We start from the raw sequence: 12,574 nt of genomic DNA, 5'->3' as shown, positions 1-12,574 counted from the left end.
GGTGACGGTTAGTCATCTAGTTCTTTCGTATAATTATAATGTAATTTTTCATAACCTTGTCTTTCATAAAAACGATGCGCATCTTTACGATAAGTGGAAGTAGAAAGCTCAATTTGTTCGAGTTGCTTATCTTTTGCAATCTCTTCAATTTTTTCGATAAGTTGTTTACCAATTTTAAAACTTCTTTTTTCTGGTAAAATAACAAGTTCTACAATTTCACCTGTATCATGGTCATGATGTAAATAATGATGTATTTTAAAACTTAGAAATCCTTCAATTTTTTCATCTCGATAAACTAAATAAATAATATCTTCATTTTTTAAAGAATTTTCAAAAACGCAATCAAAGTGTTCTTTATTAATTTCTTTATTTTCTAAAATACAAATCAAATTATAGATTTCTTCTTTATCTTCTAATTTAGCCTATTCAATCATATTCTTCTTCCTTTATCAGTTTTTGTAAGTCATTTTGATAATCAATATCATAAAGTTCTTTTTCATTTTCAATTCTAAAATAGAAACATTCTTGTGGATATTTATTAACGATCTTACGCCCACCTTGATCTTCTTTTAAAGAATATAACTCATTGAAATAGTCTTTAGAAAAAATCACAGGATTTCCTACTCTATCTTTAAACATTAAAGAACATATAGAATAAGATGATTGATTAAATGTATCAATCATCTTATTGAGTGTTTGATAAGATAGATAGGGTTGATCGGCAACCATAAACATCATTTGATAGTCATCATCTTGATTGATATGGTTTAAAGCAGCTTTAATAGAATAGGAAATTCCTCTTTCACTTAAAGGGCTTTTATAACTATGAATATATTTTTCTTGTATATCAATTGTATTAGAAACAACGATAATTTCTAGATCATTACGATATTTTAATAATTGTTTCAAAGTATCAATTCCATAAAGATAAAGCTCTTTTCCTTTAAAAAGCGCATGTAACTTATCTTCTTTAAAACGACGACTATTTCCTGCTGCTAAATAAATAATATATGTTTTCATTATTCATCGATTGCCATTAAGATTTTTTCAGGAGTCATTGGAAGATCTTTTAAATACTTACCAGTTGCTCGATAGATGGCATTGGCGATCGCAGGAGATGGTGTATTAATAACAATTTCACCAATCGATTTTGCACCAAATGGACCAGTTGGTTCATAGCTACTTTCAAATTCAACTCTAATTTTTCCCATATCCAAACGTGTAGGAATTTTATATTGCATAAAAGAATTTTCAGTAATAGCACCACGTTTTGTATATTGAACATCTTCATAGAGAGCCATACCAATTCCTTGAACTAAGCCCCCTTCTGTTTGAACACGTGCTAAATTTGTATTAATAACAGTGCCGCAATCGACAACCGCAACATAATCAAGAATATCAACTTGCCCTGTTTCTTTATCAAGTTCAATTTCAACCATTCCTACCATATAAGGTGGTGGCGAAAATGGAGATGAATGGGTAACTGTAACCTGTGTTTCGATATTATTTCCACACATTGCTTTTAAAGCAAGCTCCTTTAAAGTTAAAAGTTCGTTTGTCTTTAAATTTTTAACACCTTGTGAGGTGAATTCAACATCTTCTTTTTCACAATGAAATGTTTGTAAAGCAAGGTTACATAAATTGTTTTTTAATTTTTCACAAGCTTGCTCTACTGCCTTTCCTGTTACATAAGTTGTTGAAGAAGCATAAGAACCTGAATCATAAGGTGAAATATCCGTATCTGCCCCAAAAACAACAATTTGATCAACATCACAATCTAAACATTCGGCCGCCATTTGTGCAAGAATGGTGTCACAACCTGTTCCCATATCAGCTGCCCCAATATGAAGTGTATAATAACCATCATCTTCAAGTTTTAATGTAGCAGAACCTACGTCAACCCCTGAAATACCAGATCCTTGCATAGCCATGGCTACTCCAGAACTTCTAATTTTACCGTTTTCTAAGACGCGTACCTTTGATTTATTTTCCCAATCAAAAAGTTTTTTAGCATGCTCCATACATTTATCTAAGGCGCATGCTTTTGCAACCTCATTATAATAAGCCCCCATTGTTTGACCTTGTCTAACCATATTCTTTTCTCGAATAACTACTGGGTCAATACCTAAAATTCCTGCCATTTCACTAACAATCGATTCTACCGCAAAAAGTCCTTGCGTAGCGCCATAGCCACGATAAGCACCAGCAGCTTGACAATTGGTATAAACAACATCATAAGAAAATTTAAAGGCTTCAAGATTATTTGTATAAAGTGGAATCGATTTATGTCCCGATAAACCTACTGTTGTTGGTCCATGTTCACCAAAAGCACCACTATTTGAAAGAGTATAAACGTCCATTGCACGAATTGTTCCATCATTCATTGCTCCTAATTTAACAGTCACTTGCATTTCATGACGTGGTGTAGAGGCAATTTGTGATTCTTTTCGACTATAAATCATTTTAGAAGGTTTCTTGGTCATCCATGTTACAAAAGCAGGATAAACTTCAGCTACAACAGTTTGTTTAGCCCCAAATCCTCCTCCAATTCTTGGCTTTTCAACACGAATTTTCGATTGAGGAATATCTAATGCGTTAGCAAGAATTCTTCGACAATGGAAAACAATTTGGGTTGAAGAAATAACGTGAAGTCTTCCATAAGGGTCAATTTCACAATAAGTTCTAAAAGTTTCCATCATTGCTTGTTGGTTTGCTCTTGTATGATAGGTTCTTTCAATGACTTGATCACAAGAAGCAAACACTTTTTCTAAATCACCTTGACTTGAAGAATCTGTTGCCACAAGATTTCTATGATTATCAGCACCTACTGGACATAAAGATTTCCAATTTTCTTCAGGATGAACTAAGATGTTATTATCTTTTGCTTTCGTAAAATCAAGAACTGGTGTTAAAACTTGATATTTCACTTTAATAATTTTTAAAGCACGATCAACAATCTTTTCATTAATACCAGCAACAATAGCAACAGCATCTCCCACAAAACGAACTCTTTGATCTAAAATTAAACGATCATAAGGACTTGGTTCTGGAGACGTTTGACCTGCCATGGTAAAACGACTTTGAGGGACATCTTTATACGTATAAACAGCTTCAATACCTGGGATTTTTTGAGCTTTAGAAACATCAATTTCTTCAATCAAAGCATGAGCATGTGGTGATCTTAACACTTTAACAACTAAACAGTCTTGACTTGTTATGTCATCTACATAAACAGGTTTACCAAGCAAAAGATTCATCGCATCTTTTTTCATGACCGGTTTTTCAATATGTTTATAAGCCATTATTCATTCCCCTTTTCTTCAAGATAGTTTAGGTAATTTTTTATTCCTCTAAGTTGTCCTTCATAACCTGAACAACGACATAAATTTCCAGCTAAAAATTCTTTAATTTCATCATCACTTGGATGAGGATTTTCTTTTAATAAAGCAAGTGTATTCATCATAAATCCAGGATTACAAAAACCACATTGTTCAGCACCTTGACTAGCAATAAATGTTGCAAGTGGTTTTGCTTCTTCTTGCATTCCTTCTAAAGTAACTACTTTTGCACCATTTGCACGCATTGCAAGAATACTGCATGAAAGCACTGGTTTATCATTTAATAAAACCGTACATAATCCACAGTTACTTGTATCACAACCACGTTTAACACTATAGCAACCATTTTTTCTCACAAAATCAATAAGTAATAAATCAGGTTCAATATCTTGTACAATTCTTTCTCCATTTAAAGTTAATTTAATTTCCATATACATCCTCCTTCAATTGAAGAAAAGCTCTTTTTATTAAAACTTTTGCAATCTTTTGACGATATTCTCTAGATGCTCTTGAATTGCTTCCTAATTTTAATTCTGATAAAACACATTTTGTAAAATTTTGAATATTTTCTTCAGTAATACCTGTTTCAAAATAACTATCTCCATTAATAGCTACCGCATGTAACGGTCTTGCTCCAATGATACATGTATAATGTTGATTTATATTACTAACAGCACAGGTTAAAACAGGAAAATCTGTTGAAATATTTCTTTGTGATAAATAAACCACATTTGTTGGTACTTTTTTAATAATAACTTTTGTAAGAATATCTTTTGTAAATTTCATATTCGCAAATTCTTTGATAGAAACCCGCCCAGTTGGATAAAGTTCTACCTCACAATCAAGCGCCATAAAAAGTGTTAAAACATCAGAAAAACCAAACCTTCCATAAATAGACCCACCAATTGTCGCTAAGTTTCTAAATTGAACACCGACAATATGACGTACACTTTCTTTAATAGCTCCTTGTGTAAAATGGTTTAATTGTTCATTTGTTTCAAGCTCTCTTAAAGTAACCATAGCACCAATATGTATTTCATCATCTATTTCTTCAATTTGATCTAAATGTAAATCAGATAGATCAATAGCAAAATTAACATTTCTATTTTGCATTTTAAGCCATAACATACCACCTAAAACAACACTCAGCGGTTTTTTTGCATATTCATAAGCTTCCTCAATTGTTTGAGGTCGCACATAATTTCTAATCGATAACAAAGAAAGCCCTCCTTTATTGTTTTTCTTTTGGTAATAAAATATTTAAAATAATTGCTACAAAAGCAGCAGGTACAATTCCTGATTCTCCACAAATCATTTGAATCGCTTGTGGAAGTTGCACTAAAATTGCACTATTTGCACCAATACCATAACCTAATCCTAAAGCAACTGAAACAATTGTCATTGAACGAGCAGTAAGAGGTTCTTTGGTAATCAATTGAATTCCAGACATAACAATCGATGAAAACATGATGACTGCTGCTCCACCTAATACGGATTGAGGCATAATTGAAACAAGTGCCGCTAATTTAGGAAATAAACCACAAATAATTAGGAAAATCGCACCACACGCCAAAGCAAAACGATTGACAATTTTAGTCATTGTTACTAACCCAACATTTTGTGAAAAAGATGTATTAGGTAAAACACCAAATAAAGCGGCAATGGATGAACCAATACCATCACAGATCACACCACCTGATAATTCTTGATCTGTAGCTTCTCTTGACATTCCACCTTCCATAACACCAGAAATATCCCCAACAGTTTCAACAGCTGTAACAATAAACATAATTAAAACTGGTAAGATTGCTCTTAAATCAAAAACTGGTTTTACTGGCATGAGTTTTGGTAAGGCAAACCATTTTGCTTGAGCCACCTTATCCCAATTTAAAACCCATGATTTAACAAACTCTGTTCCATCACTGGCAACACCTGTTGTTGAAATAAACAATGGTAAAATCATACATAAAACATAACCACAAATAATTCCAATTAAAACAGCCGAATTACTTAGCATTCCTTTTGTACCATGTTTAAAAGCTAAAATAACAACTAAAACAAATAAACCAATTAAAAGATTTTCTACAGATCCATAATCTTTAGCACTACTTCCTCCCCCGAAAGAAGCAACACCAACACCAATTAAAGACAAACCAATGGATAAAACAACTGTTCCTGTAACAACAGACGGAAAGAAACGACGTAATGGTTTTAAAAGAAAACCTAAAACCGTTTCAAATAAACCACCAATAATACTTGCTCCCATGATGGCACCATATCCTAAAACACCACCACCCATTACATGAGCAACACTTTGGAAAACACCAATAAATCCTGAACTTGTTCCCATGATAATTGGGACTTTCCCACCAATAGGACCTATTGAAAATAATTGTACTAAAGTAACAACACCTGCAATAAGCATTGCATTTTGTAAAAGTGAAACTTGAATTGCAGCAAATACATCTGCATCATGCATTGCAGCACAAGCCCCCGTAATAATAAGTACTGGTGTTAAGTTACCAACGAACATTGCTAGAACGTGTTGTAAACCTAAAATAATTGCCTGTTTTAAAGGAATTTTCCCTTCAAAATCATAAGGACTTGTATACTCTTTTTTCTCCATATTCTCTCTCCCTCACATTAAATTAACCTTCTAAAAACAAGAAAATTGTAGCATAACTCTTTTTTTTCATCAAGATACTACAAAAAAATAGATTTATAGATATAAAAAAAACAGCTAATGCTGCTTTATAGGAAGAAATAACACATCATTGCTTCCTCCACAAATCATTCCTAAATTGGCACTTTCGCTATTATTTAATTCATAATGTTTTATCATTACCTTTTGACAATTCTTAGCATCTAAAATAGCTTGATATTCTTCCCTTCCCCCACCAATAGAACCAACAAGGCCTTTTTCATTTACAAACATCATACTACCAACCGTACGTGGTGTTGATCCTTTTTTATCAATAATAATACATAAAACACCATCACCTTGTACTTCTAATAAGTCATTTGTTATACTTGAATATTGATGTTCATTTTTAATAGCTATAATTTCAGACATGATACTGACGGCAATCTCTGCAGGGGTTATCGCTTTTATTGGAAGTCCAATAGGCGCATGTACTTTATCAAGTTCAACTTGTTGATATCCTTCTTCTAGTAAAGCATCATAAGTTTGTCTAACTTTCTTCTTGCTTCCAATCATTCCTACATAAAGACTTTGTAGAAAAAGTGTCTTTTTTAAACACAAACAATCATCTTTATGTCCTCTTGTCACAATGACATAACATGTATTTGCCTCCTTAGGAAAATAGGAATCAGCTTTATCAAAAGAAACACAATGAATTTCATTTGCTTCTGGAAATAATTCTTTACATGCAAATTCTTTTCTTTCATCAATAACAATCGTATAGAAATCCAACATAGAAGCAAGTTTATTTACATATTGACTCACATGTCCTGCACCCAAAATAACAAGTTTCGGTTGTGGCAAGAACCATTCTTCATTAATAAGTGTTACCTCTTTTTGATTTTCTAATAACGAAGCTAGTGCTTTTTCATAAAGCGAACTTGCTCCGTTTACTTGAATTTTAACGGGAACATAATATTTATTAATTTTTTTTAAATAGATGTTGATAAGTTGTTGAATAAAAAGACTATCTACTCTTTGATTTCCATCAACTTTCATTTCTTGATAACCATGAACGACATCTTGAGCAGGTTTTCCAAGTCCCTTTAAAGAAGTAATTAAAATAATTTCACTGCTGTCTTTGTCTACAACAGGTTCATGATTTCTTGGATATTTTAAAGGTAATCCATGAGAACCATCAGCTTCAATTAAAATTACATCTATTTCTTTTTTTAACCTTTTTAATAAGTCATCATCTAAAGCTTTAATTTTTTGATTTTTGGCTTTGCTACCTGCATGTACGTAGCCATGCTTTTTAATTTCATTTATAATTTCTTCATAACTCGGATCGACTAGTGTATTTTCTTCAATTTTCATATGAGTAGAAGTTGTCATTAAAACACTCTTACCTTCTTTTAAATATCGATCTTTTAACTGCTTTATTTTTGTTGTCTTTCCACCTGAACCAATAACACTAATTATCATAATTACCCTCACTAATTTCTTGAATTGCTTTGATGAAAAATTGTATTTCTTCTTTTATATTCATAAATGAAAGTGATACTCTTACGATTCCATTTTTCACTGTATTGAGATGTTGATGCATCAAAGGTGCACAATGAGTACCGCAACGAATCGCAATATCATATTTATTATTTAAAAGATCTGCCACTTGAAAACTATCCATTCCTCGTATATTAAAGGCAAGAATTGGTGTTCTTTCTTTGAAATCGCCATACAAAACAACTTGTGGAATATTTTTTAAACCATCATATAAAAGTTCAACTAATTCATTTGTGTATTTTGATTTTTCATCTTGATATTTCATTAAATAAAAAACACCTGCCTTTAAAGAAGCAATTCCTGTCATATTACGTGTCCCCGCTTCAACATGTTCAGGGTAGTAATCACTTTGAAAATGATTAAAAGAGTCCATTCCTGTTCCACCACTTATTAAAGGTTCTATTTCTATAGATTGAGCTAAACAAAAACCACCAACTCCACTATTTCCAAGCAACCCTTTATGACCACTAAAACATAAAATATCTAAATTCATCTTTTCCATATCAATTAGAAGATGTCCCGCACTTTGGGCAACATCACTCATCATTAAAATACCATGTTCATGCGCTAGTTTTCCAATTTCAACAATTGGATAAATTTCACCCGTTACATTAGAACTATGTGTTACAATAATCATTTTTGTCTTTTTTTGAAGATGTTTTTTAATATTCTCTACTGTAGGTGAGGTAATAGATAACGTAATAATATTTGCTTTTTCTAATTGATAAAGTGGTCTTAAAACACTGTTATGTTCAGCGTAAGTCGTAATCACATGATCTCCTTTTTTGAGAATACCTTTAATACATGTATTGAGACTTTCGGTATTTCCACTATTTAAAACCACACATCCATCTTGAGGTACATGAAAATATTCTTTAATAAGTTTGCGTGTTTGATAAATCAAACGACTCGCATTTAAACTTGTCACACTGGTAGAACGATTCGCATTGGTGCAATGATTCATACAATCAATTACTGCATCTTGAACTTCTTTAATTTTAGGAAAACTGGTTGCTGCTTGATCAAGATAAATCATTTCTATGTCCTCTTAAATAAAAGATAGCTTCAATGACACCACCAGCAATGCAGCGTGCTTTATCGGAAATCGTAAAACAATTTTCATATTCATCTTCACGTGGGTCAATATCTGCCATTTTAAAACCTTGAGTGACTACAAAGCCTTCTTTAATCAAGCCACGAAGTAATCCATCCATTGTCGCATAAATCGGTGTTTGATCAACGTAAGCAATCACTTCACCTTTTTTAACAATATCTGTTAAATGCCTTACATGTTTTACAGTTCCTGCGCCAGGAGAATGAATAACACGTTCTTTCCCATAACCTTTAATGACACCTGGTACACCTGTATTTTTTAAAGCAGCTCCTTGATAAATCGTTCTTCCTAGTTTATGCCCTCGCATCGTTTCAATAACAACATCAACATCTTTACCTGCCATAAATCCCGGACCTAAAGCAATGGTAATTGGTGCCATCTTTTTTGTTGTTCCTAAATTCTTTTTAGCAAGAATGGCATCAACAACAACCTCTGGCTTGAAATAATCAATGGCTTTAGCCTCTGGATCAATCAATAACGTCACTTTATTTTCCATTAAAAATTGTTTTGCTTCATCATAGTCATGTGCTAGATAACAAGTGACATCTTCTACTTGTTTTTGCGTATCATAAATAGCTTCACAAAAAGCAACATTTCTTCGAATGGCACTTGGTTTTTCAATTTCTAAAATCAAGACCTTAAATCCACATTTAAAAAGTTTATAAATGGTCCCTGTAGCAATATCGCCACCACCTCTTACAATAACTAAATCTTTCATTTATCTTTTATGGCTTAATAACTTTTTCAGCCTTCTCCATTCTTTCAACAATATCATACATATTTGTGACAGCCCCTACTTGTAATAACTCTTTACGGTTAAAGAAATCGAGACATGTTCCACAACTTACAATATCAACACCTTGACTTTCAAGATATTTTAAATCATTTAAAATATCTCCCTCATTTGTAGTAAGGAAAATACCTTCATTATAAAAAATCATTTCTTTAGGTAATTGATCTTGTTTTGTAAGTGCAAAGATAAATGATTTCATTAAAACAGCACCAAGTTCTTCATTACTTCCCATTGTTTTACTTGAAATAACAACAACATCTCCACTTTTTTCATTAAAATCTAATTCTTCATCAATACCTTCTTTAGCAATAATTGCATAAAAATCATCTCCGTCATCACCTGTAACAATTTGATAATGTCTTACTCCTGCAAATTTTGTTAAATTTTCAATCGCAATCTCATTATCAACAAGTACTTTTACTTTATCAATTTCTTTTAATAATTCCTTTGTTTTTACAACTGGTAATGGGCATTCAAGTCCTCGAGCATCTAAAATTTCCATAATAATCTCCTAACGTACATAAATATCAAATTGATCTTTTTCAACAATTTTACCAATCACATAACAAGCAAGTCCTGCTTGGTTAAAATCATTTAAAATATTTTCTAAATCATCACTTGCAACACTGGCAAGAAGTCCTCCACTTGTTTGTGGATCATAAAGAATTTCTTCTAAAACAAAGTTTTCCTCATCAAAACAAACTTTATTTTTCATTGCATTGCGATTATGCTGTCCGCCTCCACTTAAATAAAATTCATTAACATAATAAGGGCAATCCTTAAAATAGGGAATACTTTCCTTGTCTAAAAATGCACTTGCCTTTTCATCTAGCATTTCATCTAAATGAACAAGTAAACCAAAACCAGTGACATCCGTTAAAGCATGAAGTGTATATTTATTTAAAACATCGAATGCATATTTATTAAGTGTTGTCATACTCTTAAAAACCTCATCAAGTATTTCTTGACGTGCATCATTTAAACGATAAGCATTTAATGTCAATCCTACTCCTAATTTTTTAGTAAGAATTAATGTATCTCCCACTTGTACTCCATTATTTTGAATCATTTTACTTGGATCTACTATTCCCGTAACACTTAAGCCATATTTTGTTGATTCGTCTTTGATAGAATGACCACCTGATAAAACAACTTTAGCTTCTTTTAGTTTATCATTTCCACCTTCAATGATTTTTCCTAAAATATTTAAATCATCTTGATCGTTAAAACAAACAATATTTAAAGCTGTCAAAGGAGTTCCACCCATAGCATAAACATCACTTAAAGCATTCGTTGCTGCAATTTGTCCAAATAAATAAGAATCTTCTACCATTGCTGGAAAGAAATCAAGTGTTGAAACAATAGCTTGATGTTCATTTATTTGATAAACAGAGGCATCATCATGACTATCAAAGCCAACAAGTAAATTAGAATTGGGATATTTATCGATTTTTTCTAAAATATGAGTTAATTTTTTAGCGCCTAATTTAGCACTACAGCCACCACTTTTACAATAAAGCTTTTCTTTCATTTAAAACACAACCTTTACTATTTTTTCATAATGAATTTGATTTTCTTCAAGAAAAATCTTCCACTTTTCCATATCTTTATTTTGACAAGAAAAACACATGCCACATCCTGCATCAATAACAGATGGTTTAGGAATTAAACGTCCTTTCATAGAAGATGTTTGTTTAGCATCCAAATCCATTGCATCATCTAATGAATGAAAAGTAATAATTAAATATTCCTGTTTATTCATCTTCAAAAATCTCCTTAAACCGAACCTTCGCATATTCATTCATTTCTTGAATAAATTTTTCATACTTTTCTAACAATTCTTCGCCTTCTTGAGTAAGTTTACTACCACCACCATCTTTACCACCACTAATACGTTCAACAAGAGGCATGTCTAAATCCTCTTCCGCTCTTTTTAAAATTTTCCATGCCTTTGAATTTGACATTTTCATAGCTTTGTAAGCTCCTGATAAGGAACCAAAACTTTGCGTTTTTTTCATCAGTTCATAAACGCCTTTACCAAAACTTTTTTCTTGGTTATAAAGACGAATCTTTAAATCAAATTTCTGTGGATTTTTATAAGTCATTTTTATCCTTTCGAAAGTCCACAATTTGGAAAAGTACAAACAGGACAATTTAAACAAAGTCCTCCTTCACCAAGCAAAGCAAGTTCGTCACTGGTAATTAAATCTTTAGCAAGAAGTCTTGGTAAAACAATATCAAAAATTGTTCGACGTGAATACATGACACATCCTGGTAATCCAACAATTGGAACATCACCTTTATAACTTAATAAAAACATTGCTCCAGGAAGAACAGGTGCACCATAGCTTATTATTTTTGCACCTGTGTTTTTTATCGCCAGTGGTGTTTTATCATCAGGATCAACAGACATTCCTCCTGTGCATAAAACAAGATCCACTCCTTGTTTTAAAGCTTCATTGATTTTACTAGTTGTCATTTCATGATCATCTAATGATAAACTATGGTAAGTAACTTCTACCCCGTATTCTTTTAATTTTTCTACGATGACTGGCGTAAATGTATCTTTAATTCTCCCTTTATAAACCTCTGAACCTGTAGTAATAATTCCTGCTGTTTTTATTTGATAAGGCATGATTTCTAAAATAGGTTTTTGAATTTTTTCTTGGATTTGTTGCATCTTTTCTTTTTCAATAACGAGTGGAATAATACGCATACCTGCAAGTTTATCCCCTTTTTTTACAGGTACATTTCCTTGTCTTGTCGCAATCATCATTTGTCCAAAAGAATTGACCTTAAAAAGTTCTTCTCGATTTACTTTAAACAATCCATCAATTGTACTTGTAAGTTCAATCTTTCCTTCACTAATAGCGCTTTTTTTCATATATTCATTGAAACAAAGATTACATAATATTTCTGCTGCATCATTTTCATGCATCATTGTTTCATCTTTTTCAAAAACATAAAGATGTTCTTTTCCTAAATTCAATAATACTTCAATATCTTCTTCTTTAATAATATGGCCCTTCTTAAAACGAGGCCCTTTTCTTTGGTCTTTTACAATTTCTGTGATGTCATGGCAGAGAACACTACCTATGGCATCTTCTGTTTTAATTTCTTTCATG

14 protein-coding genes are annotated in these 12,574 nt (G+C 32.0%); all 14 read right to left on the bottom strand.

Annotated elements, in window-relative coordinates:
* Window positions 1-8 precede the first annotated feature (8 nt).
* The 14 genes from HUU89_RS02045 to HUU89_RS01980 all read right to left on the bottom strand — a co-directional run bounded on the left by HUU89_RS02045 (window position 9) and on the right by HUU89_RS01980 (window position 12,573).
* The gene (locus tag HUU89_RS02045) at window positions 9-389 is read right to left on the bottom strand and encodes a GNAT family N-acetyltransferase (protein WP_254697679.1); all 381 of its coding nucleotides are present in this window, start codon (window positions 387-389) and stop codon (window positions 9-11) included.
* A gap of 37 nt (window positions 390-426) precedes the next feature.
* Window positions 427-1,020, bottom strand: coding sequence for a nucleotidyltransferase family protein (locus HUU89_RS02040; protein ID WP_052010861.1), 594 nt, complete (start codon window positions 1,018-1,020; stop codon window positions 427-429).
* Window positions 1,020-3,302, bottom strand: coding sequence for a xanthine dehydrogenase family protein molybdopterin-binding subunit (locus tag HUU89_RS02035; protein WP_175300872.1), 2,283 nt, complete (start codon window positions 3,300-3,302; stop codon window positions 1,020-1,022). Before HUU89_RS02035 ends, HUU89_RS02040 begins: the two co-directional genes overlap by 1 nt.
* Window positions 3,302-3,769 carry a (2Fe-2S)-binding protein gene (locus HUU89_RS02030; protein ID WP_032090010.1) on the bottom strand — a complete coding sequence of 156 codons (468 nt, stop codon included), beginning with the start codon at window positions 3,767-3,769 and terminating at the stop codon, window positions 3,302-3,304. The genes HUU89_RS02035 and HUU89_RS02030 overlap by 1 nt, the downstream gene beginning before the upstream one ends.
* Window positions 3,759-4,556 (bottom strand): FAD binding domain-containing protein, encoded by a 798-nt coding sequence (locus HUU89_RS02025; protein ID WP_032090009.1) that lies wholly within the window; start codon window positions 4,554-4,556, stop codon window positions 3,759-3,761. The genes HUU89_RS02030 and HUU89_RS02025 overlap by 11 nt, the downstream gene beginning before the upstream one ends.
* A 13-nt stretch (window positions 4,557-4,569) precedes the next feature.
* Window positions 4,570-5,964 (bottom strand): uracil-xanthine permease family protein, encoded by a 1,395-nt coding sequence (locus HUU89_RS02020; RefSeq protein WP_032090008.1) that lies wholly within the window; start codon window positions 5,962-5,964, stop codon window positions 4,570-4,572.
* A 114-nt stretch (window positions 5,965-6,078) separates the two neighbouring features.
* Window positions 6,079-7,464 carry a selenium cofactor biosynthesis protein YqeC gene (gene yqeC, locus HUU89_RS02015; protein ID WP_175300871.1) on the bottom strand — a complete coding sequence of 462 codons (1,386 nt, stop codon included), beginning with the start codon at window positions 7,462-7,464 and terminating at the stop codon, window positions 6,079-6,081.
* Complete coding sequence (locus tag HUU89_RS02010) at window positions 7,454-8,578, bottom strand: aminotransferase class V-fold PLP-dependent enzyme (RefSeq protein WP_175300870.1); 1,125 nt, start codon at window positions 8,576-8,578, stop codon at window positions 7,454-7,456. Before HUU89_RS02010 ends, yqeC begins: the two co-directional genes overlap by 11 nt.
* Window positions 8,565-9,374, bottom strand: coding sequence for a selenium-dependent molybdenum cofactor biosynthesis protein YqeB (gene yqeB, locus HUU89_RS02005; protein WP_175300869.1), 810 nt, complete (start codon window positions 9,372-9,374; stop codon window positions 8,565-8,567). The genes HUU89_RS02010 and yqeB overlap by 14 nt, the downstream gene beginning before the upstream one ends.
* A gap of 7 nt (window positions 9,375-9,381) precedes the next feature.
* Entirely contained in the window at window positions 9,382-9,951 is a 570-nt protein-coding gene (gene yedF, locus HUU89_RS02000; RefSeq protein ID WP_147580077.1) for a sulfurtransferase-like selenium metabolism protein YedF, read from the bottom strand.
* Between the two features lie 9 nt (window positions 9,952-9,960).
* The gene (gene selD / locus HUU89_RS01995) at window positions 9,961-10,980 is read right to left on the bottom strand and encodes a selenide, water dikinase SelD (RefSeq protein ID WP_175300868.1); all 1,020 of its coding nucleotides are present in this window, start codon (window positions 10,978-10,980) and stop codon (window positions 9,961-9,963) included.
* Window positions 10,981-11,211 carry a DUF3343 domain-containing protein gene (locus tag HUU89_RS01990; protein WP_032090002.1) on the bottom strand — a complete coding sequence of 77 codons (231 nt, stop codon included), beginning with the start codon at window positions 11,209-11,211 and terminating at the stop codon, window positions 10,981-10,983.
* The gene (locus tag HUU89_RS01985) at window positions 11,204-11,554 is read right to left on the bottom strand and encodes a winged helix-turn-helix domain-containing protein (protein ID WP_032090001.1); all 351 of its coding nucleotides are present in this window, start codon (window positions 11,552-11,554) and stop codon (window positions 11,204-11,206) included. Before HUU89_RS01985 ends, HUU89_RS01990 begins: the two co-directional genes overlap by 8 nt.
* Window positions 11,555-11,556: 2 nt before the next feature.
* Window positions 11,557-12,573 (bottom strand): molybdopterin-binding protein, encoded by a 1,017-nt coding sequence (locus HUU89_RS01980; protein ID WP_175300867.1) that lies wholly within the window; start codon window positions 12,571-12,573, stop codon window positions 11,557-11,559.
* Window position 12,574 lies beyond the last annotated feature (1 nt).

This window comes from Faecalibacillus sp. H12, from assembly GCF_013361255.1.
Classification (GTDB): Bacteria; Bacillota_I; Bacilli_A; order Erysipelotrichales; family Coprobacillaceae; genus Faecalibacillus; species Faecalibacillus intestinalis.
This window is presented reverse-complemented; position numbering and strand designations above follow the sequence as displayed.

Bases quoted from the DNA above. Each gene is read 5' to 3' on its own strand.
- HUU89_RS02040 (WP_052010861.1), bottom strand. From the start codon at position 1,020: ATGAAAACATATATTATTTATTTAGCAGCAGGAAATAGTCGTCGTTTT.
- HUU89_RS02035 (WP_175300872.1), bottom strand. From the start codon at position 3,302: ATGGCTTATAAACATATTGAAAAACCGGTCATGAAAAAAGATGCGATG.
- HUU89_RS02030 (WP_032090010.1), bottom strand. From the start codon at position 3,769: ATGGAAATTAAATTAACTTTAAATGGAGAAAGAATTGTACAAGATATT.
- HUU89_RS02020 (WP_032090008.1), bottom strand. From the start codon at position 5,964: ATGGAGAAAAAAGAGTATACAAGTCCTTATGATTTTGAAGGGAAAATT.
- yqeC (WP_175300871.1), bottom strand. From the start codon at position 7,464: ATGATAATTAGTGTTATTGGTTCAGGTGGAAAGACAACAAAAATAAAG.
- HUU89_RS02010 (WP_175300870.1), bottom strand. From the start codon at position 8,578: ATGATTTATCTTGATCAAGCAGCAACCAGTTTTCCTAAAATTAAAGAA.
- yqeB (WP_175300869.1), bottom strand. From the start codon at position 9,374: ATGAAAGATTTAGTTATTGTAAGAGGTGGTGGCGATATTGCTACAGGG.
- yedF (WP_147580077.1), bottom strand. From the start codon at position 9,951: ATGGAAATTTTAGATGCTCGAGGACTTGAATGCCCATTACCAGTTGTA.
- selD (WP_175300868.1), bottom strand. From the start codon at position 10,980: ATGAAAGAAAAGCTTTATTGTAAAAGTGGTGGCTGTAGTGCTAAATTA.
- HUU89_RS01990 (WP_032090002.1), bottom strand. From the start codon at position 11,211: ATGAATAAACAGGAATATTTAATTATTACTTTTCATTCATTAGATGAT.
- HUU89_RS01985 (WP_032090001.1), bottom strand. From the start codon at position 11,554: ATGACTTATAAAAATCCACAGAAATTTGATTTAAAGATTCGTCTTTAT.
- HUU89_RS01980 (WP_175300867.1), bottom strand. From the start codon at position 12,573: ATGAAAGAAATTAAAACAGAAGATGCCATAGGTAGTGTTCTCTGCCAT.